The organism is Bacillus sp. FJAT-27986 (assembly GCF_001685035.1).
Taxonomy (GTDB): domain Bacteria; phylum Bacillota; class Bacilli; order Bacillales; family Pradoshiaceae; genus Pradoshia.
This window is the reverse complement of record NZ_MAYV01000012.1, coordinates 463,270-476,825: the sequence shown is the minus strand read 5'-3', so window position 1 is coordinate 476,825 and position 13,556 is coordinate 463,270. Positions and strand designations below refer to the sequence as shown.

General features: G+C 36.5%; 13 protein-coding genes. 11 read left to right on the top strand and 2 right to left on the bottom strand.

The window, feature by feature from the left end; all coding sequences use genetic code 11:
• The first annotated feature begins 2 nt into the window (after positions 1 to 2).
• The 5 genes from A8L44_RS08570 (at position 3) to A8L44_RS08550 (ending at position 4,541) form a co-directional block, all read left to right on the top strand.
• The gene (locus A8L44_RS08570) at positions 3 to 692 is read left to right on the top strand and encodes a response regulator (protein ID WP_066104175.1); all 690 of its coding nucleotides are present in this window, start codon (positions 3 to 5) and stop codon (positions 690 to 692) included.
• 182 nt (positions 693 to 874) lie between these two features.
• Complete coding sequence (locus A8L44_RS08565) at positions 875 to 1,936, top strand: NAD(P)H-dependent flavin oxidoreductase (protein WP_066104171.1); 1,062 nt, start codon at positions 875 to 877, stop codon at positions 1,934 to 1,936.
• 303 nt (positions 1,937 to 2,239) lie between these two features.
• Positions 2,240 to 2,650, top strand: a complete 411-nt coding sequence (locus tag A8L44_RS08560) for a hypothetical protein (RefSeq protein WP_066104168.1) — start codon at positions 2,240 to 2,242, stop codon at positions 2,648 to 2,650.
• Between the two features lie 133 nt (positions 2,651 to 2,783).
• Positions 2,784 to 3,491: a peptidase E gene (locus tag A8L44_RS08555; RefSeq protein ID WP_066104165.1), complete on the top strand. Its 708-nt coding sequence runs from the start codon at positions 2,784 to 2,786 to the stop codon at positions 3,489 to 3,491.
• 126 nt (positions 3,492 to 3,617) lie between these two features.
• Positions 3,618 to 4,541, top strand: coding sequence for a TIGR01777 family oxidoreductase (locus A8L44_RS08550; RefSeq protein WP_066104162.1), 924 nt, complete (start codon positions 3,618 to 3,620; stop codon positions 4,539 to 4,541).
• Between the two features lie 25 nt (positions 4,542 to 4,566).
• Here A8L44_RS08550 and A8L44_RS08545 read toward each other — a convergent pair whose 3' ends face one another.
• Positions 4,567 to 4,929 carry a hypothetical protein gene (locus tag A8L44_RS08545; RefSeq protein ID WP_066104159.1) on the bottom strand — a complete coding sequence of 121 codons (363 nt, stop codon included), beginning with the start codon at positions 4,927 to 4,929 and terminating at the stop codon, positions 4,567 to 4,569.
• A gap of 187 nt (positions 4,930 to 5,116) precedes the next feature.
• Here A8L44_RS08545 and A8L44_RS08540 point away from each other — a divergent pair, with 187 nt between their 5' ends.
• The 6 genes from A8L44_RS08540 (at position 5,117) to A8L44_RS08515 (ending at position 12,117) form a co-directional block, all read left to right on the top strand.
• Entirely contained in the window at positions 5,117 to 6,259 is a 1,143-nt protein-coding gene (locus A8L44_RS08540) for an acyl-CoA dehydrogenase family protein (protein WP_066104155.1), read from the top strand.
• A 427-nt stretch (positions 6,260 to 6,686) separates the two neighbouring features.
• Positions 6,687 to 6,887: a cold-shock protein gene (locus A8L44_RS08535; protein ID WP_050614125.1), complete on the top strand. Its 201-nt coding sequence runs from the start codon at positions 6,687 to 6,689 to the stop codon at positions 6,885 to 6,887.
• A gap of 592 nt (positions 6,888 to 7,479) precedes the next feature.
• Positions 7,480 to 8,352, top strand: coding sequence for a pirin family protein (locus tag A8L44_RS08530; RefSeq protein ID WP_066104152.1), 873 nt, complete (start codon positions 7,480 to 7,482; stop codon positions 8,350 to 8,352).
• Between the two features lie 465 nt (positions 8,353 to 8,817).
• Positions 8,818 to 10,416 (top strand): PTS transporter subunit EIIC, encoded by a 1,599-nt coding sequence (locus A8L44_RS08525; RefSeq protein WP_077248034.1) that lies wholly within the window; start codon positions 8,818 to 8,820, stop codon positions 10,414 to 10,416.
• 179 nt (positions 10,417 to 10,595) lie between these two features.
• The gene (locus A8L44_RS08520; RefSeq protein ID WP_066104146.1) at positions 10,596 to 11,282 is read left to right on the top strand and encodes an N-acetylmannosamine-6-phosphate 2-epimerase; all 687 of its coding nucleotides are present in this window, start codon (positions 10,596 to 10,598) and stop codon (positions 11,280 to 11,282) included.
• A gap of 28 nt (positions 11,283 to 11,310) precedes the next feature.
• Positions 11,311 to 12,117, top strand: coding sequence for a MurR/RpiR family transcriptional regulator (locus A8L44_RS08515; protein WP_066104144.1), 807 nt, complete (start codon positions 11,311 to 11,313; stop codon positions 12,115 to 12,117).
• Positions 12,118 to 12,557: 440 nt separating this feature from the next.
• Here the strand turns inward: A8L44_RS08515 and A8L44_RS08510 are convergent, their stop codons facing one another.
• Positions 12,558 to 13,238 carry an EcsC family protein gene (locus A8L44_RS08510; protein ID WP_254654702.1) on the bottom strand — a complete coding sequence of 227 codons (681 nt, stop codon included), beginning with the start codon at positions 13,236 to 13,238 and terminating at the stop codon, positions 12,558 to 12,560.
• Positions 13,239 to 13,556 lie beyond the last annotated feature (318 nt).

Sequence of the window (13,556 nt, the reverse complement as noted above, 5' to 3'; positions counted from 1 at the left end):
AAATGGAAACAGTTACTGTATTACTAATTGAGGACGATCCAATGGTACGCGAGGTTAATCGTGGGTTTATTGAGAAAATAGAAGGCTTCCATGTCGTCGGTTTTGCCCCGAACGGTAAGGTGGGGCTTGAACAAATAGAAATCTTGAAGCCAGAACTTGTTTTAATGGATATATTCATGCCTGAACAGGATGGGCTTGCTACTATCCGCAAAATCAGGGAAAAGGCCATTTCGACAGAGGTCATCGTCGTTACGGCAGCTAATGACCAGCAGACAATTCGGGAAATTCTGCAGTTTGGAGCTTTTGACTATGTCATGAAGCCATTCACCTTTGAGCGAATGAAGCAAGCGCTCGAAAACTATAAGGCATACAGGGAGCAATTCAAACAGAAAGAGGAGTTGACTCAGGATGAATTGGACCGTCTCTTGCGCAGCCAACCTGAACAGGGGCATAAAATGAAGAAGGAAGTACTCCCTAAAGGACTTAACCCGGCAACAATGGAGAAAATACTTCTATTCATCGAAGAGAAAAAGAAACCAATCTCGGCAGAAGAAGTTGCCGAAGGGACTGGACTTGCAAGAGTCACAGCTCGTCGTTATCTGGAACATCTCGAAAAGCAAAACAAAGTAGAAATTGTATTACAGTATGGCGGGATAGGACGGCCTATCAACCGTTATCAAACGGTTAATTGATATTAGCATTAATCAGTTAAGAAGCTACAAAAGCTAAATATTTCTTGTTTTATCAGAGAATTATTGCAATATCCATTCAAGGTTATTCAACGTTTGGCAACCTAGCAATGAAAAGTAAAAAATACAATACATCCTGGGGAAAAACTTTATTATAAATTCAAAAAAATGAGGGGGAACTCGTTATGGAGAATAAATTGATTCAAGAGTTAGGGATTAAATATCCCATCTTACAAGCTCCTATGGCAGGCGTGACCACTCCGGAACTAGTTTCATCAGTTTCAAATAATAATTGTTTAGGTAGTATTGGAGCCGGTTATTTAACAGCAGATAAAACAAGAGAATTCATACATAATGTAAAAAAGTTAACTAAACATCCATTTGGTATAAATCTTTTTGTACCTGAAAATCATGAATTAATAGAAGATAAAATTTTAAAAACGAATAGTTTATTAGACCAATATCGAAAAGAACTTCAGATAGTAAAGGATGATTTGTCGATTTCTACTAAATCAGAATTCGATGAACAAATTGAAATAGTATTAAAAGAAAAATTGAAGGTTTGCTCGTTCACATTTGGTATTCCTAGTAAAGAGATTGTGAAAGAATTAAAAAAGATAGGAACAGTTGTTATAGGTACTGCAACAAATGTTAAAGAAGCACAAATAGTTGAGAGTATAGGAATGGATGCAGTAGTTGTTCAAGGCAGCGAAGCAGGAGGACATAGAGGATCATTTATGAATCCAGATAGCTTAATAGGGTTAATGTCTTTAATTCCACAAGTTGTAGATAATGTTTCCATACCTGTTATTGCTGCAGGAGGGATTATGGATGGAAGAGGTGTCACAGCGGCTTTATGCCTTGGTGCAAAAGCAGTTCAATTAGGCACAGCTTTTTTAACTACAAAAGAGAGTGGAGCACATCCATTACATAAGAAGGCTATTCTTAATGCATCAGAAGAAGATGTATTATTAACCAGGGTCTTTTCTGGTAAGACAGCCCGGGGTGTTAACAATAAATTCATGGAAAATATGAGAGAGTACGAAAATGAATTGCCGGCTTATCCTTATCAAAATACATTAACTAAAGAAATAAGAAGGGTAGCAATTGAACAAAATAATAAGGAATATATGTCACTTTGGTCTGGGCAGAGCCCAAGATTAAGCAGGGAAGTATCGGTTAAAGAATTAATACAATCTCTTCAAGAAGAATCAAAAGGGATTCTGAACCAGTTTGTAAATTTATAATTTATCTTTTATTTTTACTTTTGAATAAGAACAAAAACCACCAAACTAATAAAAATAAATATCCTATGGTTGTAAATATGGACCAGATCGCTCCATGTTGTAATAGACTAATTAAATGTTCAAATTCGTTCATTTTTTCTGCTCTTCCAATACTGTTTATCAAACTGATTATTAGAGCCACTTATTAGTATTTTCGTAACAAATTTAAATTACTGGAAGGGAATGATAGCTTAAGGATGGAAATATAATGGTAGTAGGCAGGCTCATGATTACTTTTTAAAGGGAATGAAGGGGCGATCAGATGTGAATATGATGGCGAAGGTTAAACTCATATTTTATGCAGTAATCGTATTTTCGATTTATCTGTATGCCATTTTCTATTCTTTTGGGGATCATGATTTGAATTTAAATCACACGTCTAGTAAACAAATCACTGCTTCCTCGGATGAGGATATCAGAAGAAATGTTCAAATAAAATTTATCCTTTTGAATTCATCCGGTCATGCACTTGGTGAAACTGATATTTTGATTAAGAAAAACTCTAAGAATCAAGACAAGAAACCCTTAAAGGTCCAAACTAATAGTAAAGGTGAATATGAGTTGACCATAGAACCTGGTTCATATGATGTCCATTTAGAAAAAAATCGCTCTGTACAAAAACAAGTAACTATTCATTCTAAGGATGATGGTAAATCAATAGTACTGAAGTTTTAAAGAAGCCTTAAGTAAGGCTTTTTTATGCATTTGTTCATTATAAACGCTGTTAACAAACATATATTAAACGTTATTTATAGACTAAGTTTTGCCTGAACGTTATTAGTCGTCAAAAGTAAGGGAGGATTGAGCTATGCGACAGATTATTGCCTTAGGGGGCGGAGGTTTTTCAATGGAACCGGATAATCCGTTATTGGATCGATATATTTTAAAACAGGCTTCCGTAAAAAGGCCGAAAATATGCTTTGTACCAACTGCCAGCGGGGATGCGGACGGGTATATACAAAGGTTTTATACCTTTTTTAATGAGCAGGAGTGTGAACCAACTCACTTATCATTATTTAAGCCGTCTACCAAAAATTTGCAAGATTACATACTCAAGCAGGATATTATCTATGTTGGGGGAGGTAATACGAAAAACTTATTAATTCTCTGGAAAGAGTGGGGACTCGATCAAATACTTAAAACTGCTTATGACCAAGGAATCCTATTGTGCGGTATAAGCGCAGGTGCGATTTGCTGGTATGAGGAAGGATTGACCGATTCATTTGGAGATACACTTGAACCAATAAAGGCATTAGGGATATTAAAGGGGAGTCATACACCTCACTACGACGGTGAAATGAATAGAAGACCGGCCTATCTACAAATGGTTAAAGATAGATTAATAATTCCAGGTATTGCTGCTGATGATGGGGTTGGGCTTCATTATGTAAATGGAGAACTGATGAAAGTAGTGAGTTCCAGACCGAACACCGCAGCCTATAGAGTTGAAATATCTAATGATGGAGTTGAGGAAAAAATCCTGGAACCCTTTTATTTAGGAAAGGAGGACTTATAGAGAGAATACCACGTTGTGCTTATTATAATATTTACATCTTTTTCATTAGAGGGAAGTAGAAAAGTAAGCAAATATAGATTAAAAGTCTTTCTGAATTGATAGTGGCAAATGAATGGGGTGCGGAGGATGAAGATAGCGATTGCTGGCGGTAGCGGGTTTGTTGGGAAGGAACTTGCTGCATTATTAGTCAGGGAAGGTCACGAGGTTTATATTTTGACACGTAATAAAAATAAGCTAACAATGCCAACTGTTAAATCAGTCGAATGGCTTAATGAAAATAGTAAACCAGAAGAGGAATTGGAGGGGATTGAAGCTATTGTTAATTTAGCTGGCACATCCCTGAATTCTGGTCGTTGGACGGAGAAAAGAAAAAAACAAATTTTAAAAAGCCGTATAAACGCAACAAATGAGATCTATAGGATAATAGAAAAACTTGACCACAAACCTGCCATTTTAATCAATGCAAGTGCTATTGGTTATTATGAGCCATCTTTAGAACAAAACTATAATGAGGACTGGAAACAAGCAGGTGACAATTTTTTAGCGGAAACTGTTGTTCAGTGGGAACAGGGTGCACAAAAGTTAACGGATTTTGGGATGCGAGTCGTATTTGCCCGTTTTGGCCTCATTCTTGGTGCCAAAGAAGGGGCTTTTCCAAAGTTGATTTTGCCCTATAAGCTATCTGTCGGAGGTAATTTAGGTTCAGGCCGACAATGGTATTCGTGGATTCATGTTGAGGATGTAGCAAATGCAATTTTATTCTGTATCCGAAACAACCAAATAAATGGCCCGGTGAATTTTACGGCTCCGCATCCAATGAGAATGGAGGATTTCGGTAAAACCTTGGGTAAGGTACTCGGTAAACCACATTGGACTATCATTCCATCTATTTTCATGAAGACAGCTCTTGGAGAAATGAGTACGTTAATACTGCAAGGTCAAAAGGTGATACCCAAAAAATTAACCGAAGCAGGATACTCATTTATCTATCCGGATTTAGGCTCCGCTCTAAAGCAATTAGTAAAACAAAGGAAGGACTCCCTGAGGTAAAAGCAGAGTCCTTATTTCTTTAGAATTACTTTTCATCATGAAAATCATGCTCATCATGATCATTGTCTGCCGAATGTTCATGATGATGTTCCTCTTCATAATCATCATGCTGGTTGTTTTGATGATCCTGCTCTTGATTCCATTGTTGACCGAAAAATAAAGGGCGTCTTCTTTCCTTGTATAGGTTTCGGGAAATGCCAATTATTTTCTTGAAACGGATGGCTATAATACTAGTTTGACCTCTATTAGTAGTCAGCAGCAACAAAAAGTCGCTCTTTAACGCCTTTAATTCCCCATAATAGGAACCTTCAACAGTAATTACCTGGACCTGTTCACCAATCAGATCATAAGCATAATCAAAAAAATCTTTATCACTTTCATTACTCAAATGTAGTCTCCCCTCTCTTTATAATTAGTTAATGCACGTTGTAGATCATTTGTGTAGACGTTTTGCTCAGGGGAAAGGGGAATAAATATAGTTTGGCAATGGGTATAGAAGTGGCAAAGTGATATGATAAACATATAAACCATACTATTCAACCCAGAATAGTTTTTTTGATAAGGGAGCTGGCAACATGGAGGAATATTTAACAAAGCAACAAGAAACTATTTTGCAGCAATTAAAAGACGTAGCAAAAGAGTTTTCTGTAAGAGCACAAAAATATGACGAGGAACGTGCATTCCCAGCTGAGAATATTGCCGATTTGAAAAAAATGAAGTATACAACCTTAACCTTGCCACAGGAATTTGGAGGAGCAGGGGAAGGGTTAACGACTTTTTTGCTTGGCCAGGAGATCATCGCTCAACATTGCGGTTCAACTTCACTTGCAATCGGGTGGCATAATATGGTGATCCTAGAGATCTTAGAAAATAAAACATGGACAGAAGAAAATAAAAAGAAGCTATTTAAAGAAATCGCTGACGGAGCTTTGGTTAACCGTGCCGCATCTGAACCGGCGACAGGCAGCCCAACAAGGGGAGGCAGACCAGAGACAATAGCCCTTAGAGAAGGAGATAAATGGATCCTTAATGGAAGAAAAACGTACACCTCACTGGCTCCGGCTTTGGATATTTTTCTTGTCAGTGCATGGATTCCTGACGAGGAAACGATTGGGTGGTTTAAAGTATACAAAAACCAGAGCGGTGTAAGTATTGAGGAAACTTGGGATATGATTTCCATGCAGGGGACTGGCAGCCATGATTTACTTATGGAAAATGTAGTGCTTCCTGAAGAATATTTTGTGGAAAGAGCTTCTGCCAGAAAAGCTTCGGGCTGGCTTTTACATATACCTGCCTGTTATATCGGCATTGCAATGGGAGCACGTAACTATGCGATTCAATTTGCAAAAACATATTCCCCAAACAGTTTAAAGGGCACAATCTCTGAACTGCCGCATATTCAGGCAAAGATTGGCCAAATGGAGCTTGAGCTGATGCAGTCGAGGAGCTTCTTGTATTCTGTTGCTCAAAGATGGGAGCAGTATCCTGAGAAGCGGGAACAAATGGGTCCTGAATTGGCAGCTGTGAAAACGGCTATAACCAATCAAGCGATCTCGATTGTCGATACGGCCATGCGAATAGTCGGTGCACAAAGCCTGCAACGGAAAAATCCAATGCAAAGATATTATCGTGATGTTCGAGCTGGTCTGCATAATCCTCCTATGGATGATTCTACATTGACCTTACTTGCTAAAAGTGCGTTAGAGAAACAAATATAATAGAAGAAAAAAGGTAAGATTAAGAAAATGATTTAAGCTTACCGGTATAATGTTTAAAGAGAGCAGGGTAAATCTAATGGTTTACCTTGTTTTACGTTAATGAAGGTTTTTAAGTAATAAAATTCACAGAAGACTGAGAGCCAATGACTATAATTATCTCAGTTCACTAGTGAATCATTGATTTATTTGGTGATACGCCTGAAATTACCAAATGTAAACATTTCTCCTTGAAGAATATTAACTCACATGTTTAGTGTGATATAGAAGGTATAAGTCTAATAATTTGCTATTTTAGAATTTATCTGTTATTCTAAAGAAGAATTATTTTTGTTCGTTTTCAGATTGAGAAGCGATTTTGATTTTCGTCTAAGGTTTTTGAGCAAGGATAGTAACACATTGTGTGGAAACACACTAGGAGGCAACAATTATGGAACAAGGTAAAGTGAAATGGTTTAATGCAGATAAAGGTTTTGGATTTATTGAACGTGAAGGTGGAGAAGACGTATTCGTACATTTCTCAGCAATCCAAAGCGAAGGCTTCAAATCTTTAGACGAAGGTCAAAGTGTAACGTTTGAAGTAGAACAAGGACAACGTGGCCCACAAGCTACAAACGTTCAAAAAGCTTAATAACAGCTAATAGATAGACCCTACATTAGTAGGGTCTATTTTTTGTTTAATCAATAATTTTGAGAATAAAAATAAAGCCCTATTCAATTCAAGAAATGAATAGAGCCTCTGTAACAAACGTATGAAACTAGTAATATCAAATGGTAGGCTAAGTATAGCACAGTGGTTTATAATCACTAATTTAAACCGGATTATACAGTGATATTCTGACGACAAATCGGAATATTATGGTAATATGTTAATGGTAAGATAGTGGGATATCAATAAGGGAAAAAGTAATGATTCTGAAATAAAAAAGAGTTTACAGTAAAAGTATTTGGTGAAGAAACAATCACAGAATACAAGGGCTCGGGGTTTTAAATCAAGAACCAAATGCCTACCAAAAGAAACTGCCTTAGGGATTATTGAAATGATCGTTGATGACTTCTTTAAGGAATTCCAATTCATGCTACACTGAAACAGCCTGAAAAATTAATTGCAAAGTTTCTAATAAGAGCTAAAAAGAAACCCAATTGAAATTTTGTAAAGTAGTTTAAAGCTGCACGAAAATAAATTTATTCATATGTTTAAAAGTCCAAAAGGAGGTATTGAAATGTCTAATGAATCAACATTTCAGAGAGAAGTAAAAGATTTTTGGTATCCAGTATACAACAAAAATGGATACCCGCATGTTCAACAAGGAATGATTTTAAATCCTGAGAGGAATGAGGAATCTTCCCCGTTTATTCTAATGGCTGAAGACTGGTTTAAGCGTGGAACCTTCTCCGACCATCCCCACAGAGGCTTTCAAACTATAACGTATGTTATTGATGGAAGGCTTGAACATATAGATAATGCAGGAGGGTATAGCATTTTGGATGCTGGTGATGCCCAATACATGAATGCTGGTTGGGCAGCTAGGCATGCGGAAGAGGCTTTTGACGATGATCTTATTCATACCTTACAGCTGTGGCTGAATCTGCCAAAAAGTCTGAAGCATACAGAAACAAGTTATCAAAACATCTATGTAGAAGATGCTCCTGTTGTGAATGTTGAAGGGGGTTCCATTCGTGTTTACTCAGGTGATGTTGCAGGGGTAACGGGACCTATGAATAGTTTGGTTCCTATTACGATGACAGAAATTAGCCTCCGTGAAGGGGCTGAATACACACATGTTTTGCCTGAGAATCATAATGCATTTTTGTATATGTTGGCGGGTGAGATGGAGTATGGAGAAAGTAAGACAAATATAGCCAAAACAGGAGCGGCTACACTATCCTTTATTGAGGAAGGCTCCGATTCTAACTCAAGTGAATTAAAAATAAAAGCATTATCTCGTTCTAAAGTATTGATTTATTCAGGCGTTCCGATCCGGGAAGAAATAGCTCTTGGTGGACCATTTGTAATGAATACACAGGAAGAAATCAGGGAGGCGTTCCGCGATTTTCAGCGCGGATTATTTGGACCACCTGCAGTAAAAAAATAAATCATAATGAGAGAAATAAAATATATTTTCAAACAAACACCAGATGGATCATAAACATCTGGTGTTTGTTTGTATAGTTTGTGAACGTATGTTCTTAAACTATCGAGAGTGTTGATACTAGAAATGTGTTACTGACAAATTTAATCAGTGATCTTACCAAAAGCAAAAATAACCAATCAAAATACATATATTTTTTGAGTTCAGTTCCTTTCTAGTCCTATATCCATATCTATTGCCCTACAAATAATCTACCAAAGGGACGAACATTACATGTGGAATTTGGTAAAATTATAAAATTTATCAATATAGTAAAATAATTCTAAAAATTATTTGCATATTAATCTGGTACTCTCATATAATAGAAGATAATAAATTACATAAAATGTGATTTATGATAATAATTTTCAAAAGTAACAAATGTTTGGTCGAAGGGTTTTATATTTGATTGAAAATGGAGGGATAAGAATGTTTGAAAAACTGCAACGTTTAGGAAAAGCTTTTATGATTCCTATTGCTGTTTTGCCAATAGCGGGGATCATGCTAGGTATTGGGGCAGCTTTTACCAACCCCCTTATGGTAGAAACCTATGGGTTGGAAGGAATCCTAGGAGAAGGCACAATCTTGTTTTATATTTTAAGCACCATGTCTGCAATTGGTAATATTGTATTTGCTAACTTACCTTTGATATTTGCTGTTGGGATTGCTTCGGGGTTAGCATTACAGGAAAAAGGCGCAGCGGGTTTATCAGCAGCAATTGCTTTTCTTGTCATGCATGTTATTGTTGGTACCATTCTAGGTTTCCTGGGCCATACACCAGAGACGACAACGGTAGACTATTTCTTATCTCAGGGTCTAGATCCGGTTGAAGCAGCAAAGCAGGCAAACGTATATGGATACGAGCTTGGTATTTTTACAGTTAGAATTGGCGTGCTTGGAGGAATTATTGTTGGTTTATTAGTAGCCTTTTTAGCTAATAGATATTACAACAAGCAGCTTCCAGAAGCACTTTCGTTTTTCTCTGGAGTAAGGTTTATTCCGATTATTTCAGTATTTGCAATCAGTGTAGTAGGGGTGATAATTCCATTTATTTGGCCATATGTCCACCTTGGAATTTCAACCTTCTCAGAATTCTTTGGACGAACAGGCCCGATCGGAATGTTCTTCTATGGATCTCTGATGAGACTTCTCAATATTTTTGGACTTCATCATGCTATTTATCCACTATTCTGGTACACCTCACTTGGTGGAGAATTAGAGGTTGCAGGGAAAATCATACAAGGTGGACAAAGCATTTTCTTCGCCCAATTGGCTGATCCGACTGTTACCAAATTTTCAGCTGAAGCAACGAAGTATTTCACAGGTGGATACTTACCAATGATGTTTGGTTTACCAGCAGCTGCCCTTGCTATGTATCATACTGCTAACAGTAAAAACAAGAAAATTGTAGGTGGTATTCTATTTTCAGCAGCCTTAACATCCTTCTTAACAGGGATTACTGAACCAATCGAATTTACATTCCTTTTTGTAGCACCATTACTTTACGGGATTCATGCCATCCTAGAGGGAATTTCCTATGCTGCTTTATATGCTTTAGATGTATCGGTAGGGGTTACTTTTTCAAGGGGTATCATTGATTTTACATTATTCGGTCTATTGCAGGGTAATGATAAAACGAATTACATTTGGATTCTTATTCTCGGAATTCCAACAGCACTTATCTACTACTTTGTATTTAAAACTCTTATTCTAAAATTGAATCTAAAAACTCCAGGTCGTGGGGAGGAATCTGAGAATAAGTTATATACGAAGAAAGATGCTTTGCTTAAAGACATTGATATCGAGGATGTAATCACAGCCTTAGGTGGAAGAGAAAACCTAGTGGACGTGGATGCATGTATAACAAGATTAAGAGTAACCGTTAAGGATATCGATAAAGTTGCCGAAGATTCAGTTTGGAAAGATGAACTGAAGGCAAAGGGACTCTTTAAGAAAGGCAAGGGTGTTCAAGTCGTATATGGAGCCCTCGCAGAAATCTTAAAGAATGAGATAAACAACGTTAAATAATCCTAAAAGGTTAATAGGTGGAGCCGTAGCGGTATTATGTTTTTTCCTTTCTTAATCTATATAAGAATGCTAAGCTACCTCCACTATTTAAGTTTCGTTAAATATATTTGCTCCATGAGAATCGTGTTCCGATTTTAAATCATCAAAGTAGAAAAACAGAAATAGTAGGTGAATAAAAAATGTTAGAACAAATAAAAAAGGGTCTTGTAGTTTCATGTCAGGCCCAAGAGAGTGAGCCTCTTCATAGCTCATTTATCATGTCAAAGCTTGCTCTGGCTGCCAAGCAAGGTGGAGCGGTTGGTATTCGGGCAGAATCGAAACCGGATATTATCGCGATTAAAAAAGAAGTAGATTTACCTGTCGTAGGAATTGTAAAGCGAAATTATCCAAATAGTGAAGTTTTTATCACAGCAACAAAACAAGAGGTCAATGAACTAATTGAGACAGGCTGTGAAATGATTGCGATGGACGCAACACTAAGAGAACGTCCAAAAGGAGAAACATTAGCTGATCTAGTTTCATATGTAAAAGAGTATTATCCAGGGGTTCAGTTGATGGCAGATATCTCATCGTTGGAAGATGCAATGAATGCGGAACGATTGGGCTTTGATTGTGTTTCCACAACCCTTTATGGCTATACAAATGAGACAAAAGGATGTAAATTATATGAGAATGATTTTGAGTTTATCAAAACAGTCTTAAAAAATGTCTCAATCCCTGTTATAGCTGAAGGAAATGTTATCACTCCTGAAATGGCGGGAAGGGTACTTGACCTTGGAGCTTACTCCGTTGTAGTCGGGGGAGCAATCACTCGGCCACAGCAAATAACAAGTCGCTTTGTTGAAGAAATAAAGAGGGGTTGCTGATCAATCATTAAGGAGGAAGGAGTCATCTATGGTTACGCTCTTGAAGGAAATTCAATCGAAATATTCTTCATTCTCCGATAAAGAAAAAGGCTTAGCTGATTATTTGCTTTCTTCGCCATCAGAAGCTTCCAAGTGCACGATCAAAGAAATAGCAGAAAAGACGAATGTATCCGTTGCTACGATTACACGTTTTTGTAGAAAAGTATCCTGTAAAAATTTCGTGGAATTAAAAATGAATCTAGCAAGAGAGACGCACCATGAGGAAGCGGAGGATATGGATTCTAAAATTAGAAGTCAGTATATGGATGTAATCCGCGATATACAGGGGTTAAACAGTCGCAAATCGATCATGAAAGCACTCAAATTAGTTACAAATGCTAAGCGGATCTTTATCTATGGTTTAGGAAGTTCGGGACTTGCCGCACAGGAATTAAATTACCGATTGAGTAGGATGGGTTTTGCCAGTGAAGCTGTAACCGATCCACATTTAATGATTATTAGAAGTACCTTATTAAAAAAAGGGGACTTACTATTAGCTATTTCACGCTCTGGGCAAACCCGGGAGTTAATCTCATCTGTTAATGAAGCGAAGAAAAAAGATGTTAAATTAATCTCTCTAACCGCCTATGACCATACATATCTAACAAAATTATCGGATGAAGTGCTATGGACCGTTCATCCCGTTCGCAATGCCTATCTGTCGACCGGTCTTGATTTAAGCGCGCTTTACCTCATCGATTTAATTAGTATGCATTTCTTGGAGGATCCAACTAGGAAAAAAATCTATCAAGAGACCATTTCCGCAGTATCGTCTCAAATCCATATTAATAGTTGAAAAAGAGAAGTTTAAAATACTCCGCCTGAGAGAGTTGATTTGTTTAAAATCTGCCTACCTTAGGAGGAGTATTTTTTTGTAAAAAGATATTCATATTATTGATCTGTCTTTTCAAAACGTTGAGTATGTACATATTTTAAGTACGGTCGTGATATCGAGATAATCTTTCATTTTCCTAAAAATATTGAAGATGCTAATTATAAATATTAGGATACTCGTGCTTAGGTTTATATTGGTGAGTACATTCAACAAATTATAAATTAAGAATACCATTGAAAGGTAATAGGTCATTCATTGGCATTCTAGAGTGTAATAATTGAAGATAAAAAATACATATTATATTACCTCTGTATGATGAATATTAGAGAATGGTGGTAGAATACGTTACTTGGAAAACCGAGTATTTATCTAACATTAAAATGTACATTAAGGTAAGGTTATTACAACATATCAATAATATTAGGTTCGTCATCATTATATGATTTAGGCTCTTGAATAAACATCTTCTTGGCTAAGTTACCTATTGTATTGGTTGCAAAAGCATCTACAGTTCCTCCAATAATTCCACCTGCTACAGGAACCATTTTACTTAAATTAATGACTCCTTTTTCTCCAAACTTTGTTAGTAAACGAAATCCTAGAGCATGATTAATTTTTTTAATAACCTCAAAAGGTATTTTTTTTATACCTGTTACTGCAAGCTTCCTACCAATTTGAATCCCTGTATTTTTAAGAATGTCTTTAGCTCCGTTTCCTGCTAAACATACATAAACAAAAGTTTTAACCTGATCATCTTTTAGATCATATCCCCCCATATGTGCAATAGCTGCTACCATTCTCATTTGTACGAATATAACACTAGTTATATTTGCAGGGACAGCAACTGGCAAAGTAATAAGTCCTCCTACTCCTGTTAAGAAGCCACTTGTGGCACTTTTAGTATTTTGCCAATTAATTAAACTTTGAACTTTTTGATCAAGTGTACCACTTTTTTGTAAATAACTTTCAGCTAACTCTATGGCTGTGTCCATTCCAGCTATTCCGCCATTAATTGCTTTATCATAAGACCAATCTAAGGCATTCATTATAGCATCGTGGGTTAATCTTTTTTTCTCGTCCACTATATATTCACCTTACCTCTCAGTATTATACTAATATTATAAGTTATTTATCTGACTGTGCTAATTGTTTAATTGATATTATTGTTATCAAAACTAGTTTTTTCAGCAATTGCGGATAACCGTCCATATTTCTAATAGAATCCTTTAATAATTCTATGGCTCAATACAATTTTCTTTACTATTGGAAGCGAATCTAATCTGTCCAGCTTTCATATTCGGGAATTTTGTAAAACCTACTAATAATTTCTTCATTTAAATACCTCCGTTGATAAAAATAATTATATAAAAGTACGTCTCTATTTTTGTCTCTTCTTGTAT

Bases quoted from the DNA above. Each gene is read 5' to 3' on its own strand.
- A8L44_RS08550 (WP_066104162.1), top strand. From the start codon at position 3,618: ATGAAGATAGCGATTGCTGGCGGTAGCGGGTTTGTTGGGAAGGAACTT.
- A8L44_RS08530 (WP_066104152.1), top strand. From the start codon at position 7,480: ATGTCTAATGAATCAACATTTCAGAGAGAAGTAAAAGATTTTTGGTAT.
- A8L44_RS08535 (WP_050614125.1), top strand. From the start codon at position 6,687: ATGGAACAAGGTAAAGTGAAATGGTTTAATGCAGATAAAGGTTTTGGA.
- A8L44_RS08570 (WP_066104175.1), top strand. From the start codon at position 3: ATGGAAACAGTTACTGTATTACTAATTGAGGACGATCCAATGGTACGC.
- A8L44_RS08515 (WP_066104144.1), top strand. From the start codon at position 11,311: ATGGTTACGCTCTTGAAGGAAATTCAATCGAAATATTCTTCATTCTCC.
- A8L44_RS08540 (WP_066104155.1), top strand. From the start codon at position 5,117: ATGGAGGAATATTTAACAAAGCAACAAGAAACTATTTTGCAGCAATTA.
- A8L44_RS08555 (WP_066104165.1), top strand. From the start codon at position 2,784: ATGCGACAGATTATTGCCTTAGGGGGCGGAGGTTTTTCAATGGAACCG.
- A8L44_RS08525 (WP_077248034.1), top strand. From the start codon at position 8,818: ATGTTTGAAAAACTGCAACGTTTAGGAAAAGCTTTTATGATTCCTATT.
- A8L44_RS08520 (WP_066104146.1), top strand. From the start codon at position 10,596: ATGTTAGAACAAATAAAAAAGGGTCTTGTAGTTTCATGTCAGGCCCAA.
- A8L44_RS08565 (WP_066104171.1), top strand. From the start codon at position 875: ATGGAGAATAAATTGATTCAAGAGTTAGGGATTAAATATCCCATCTTA.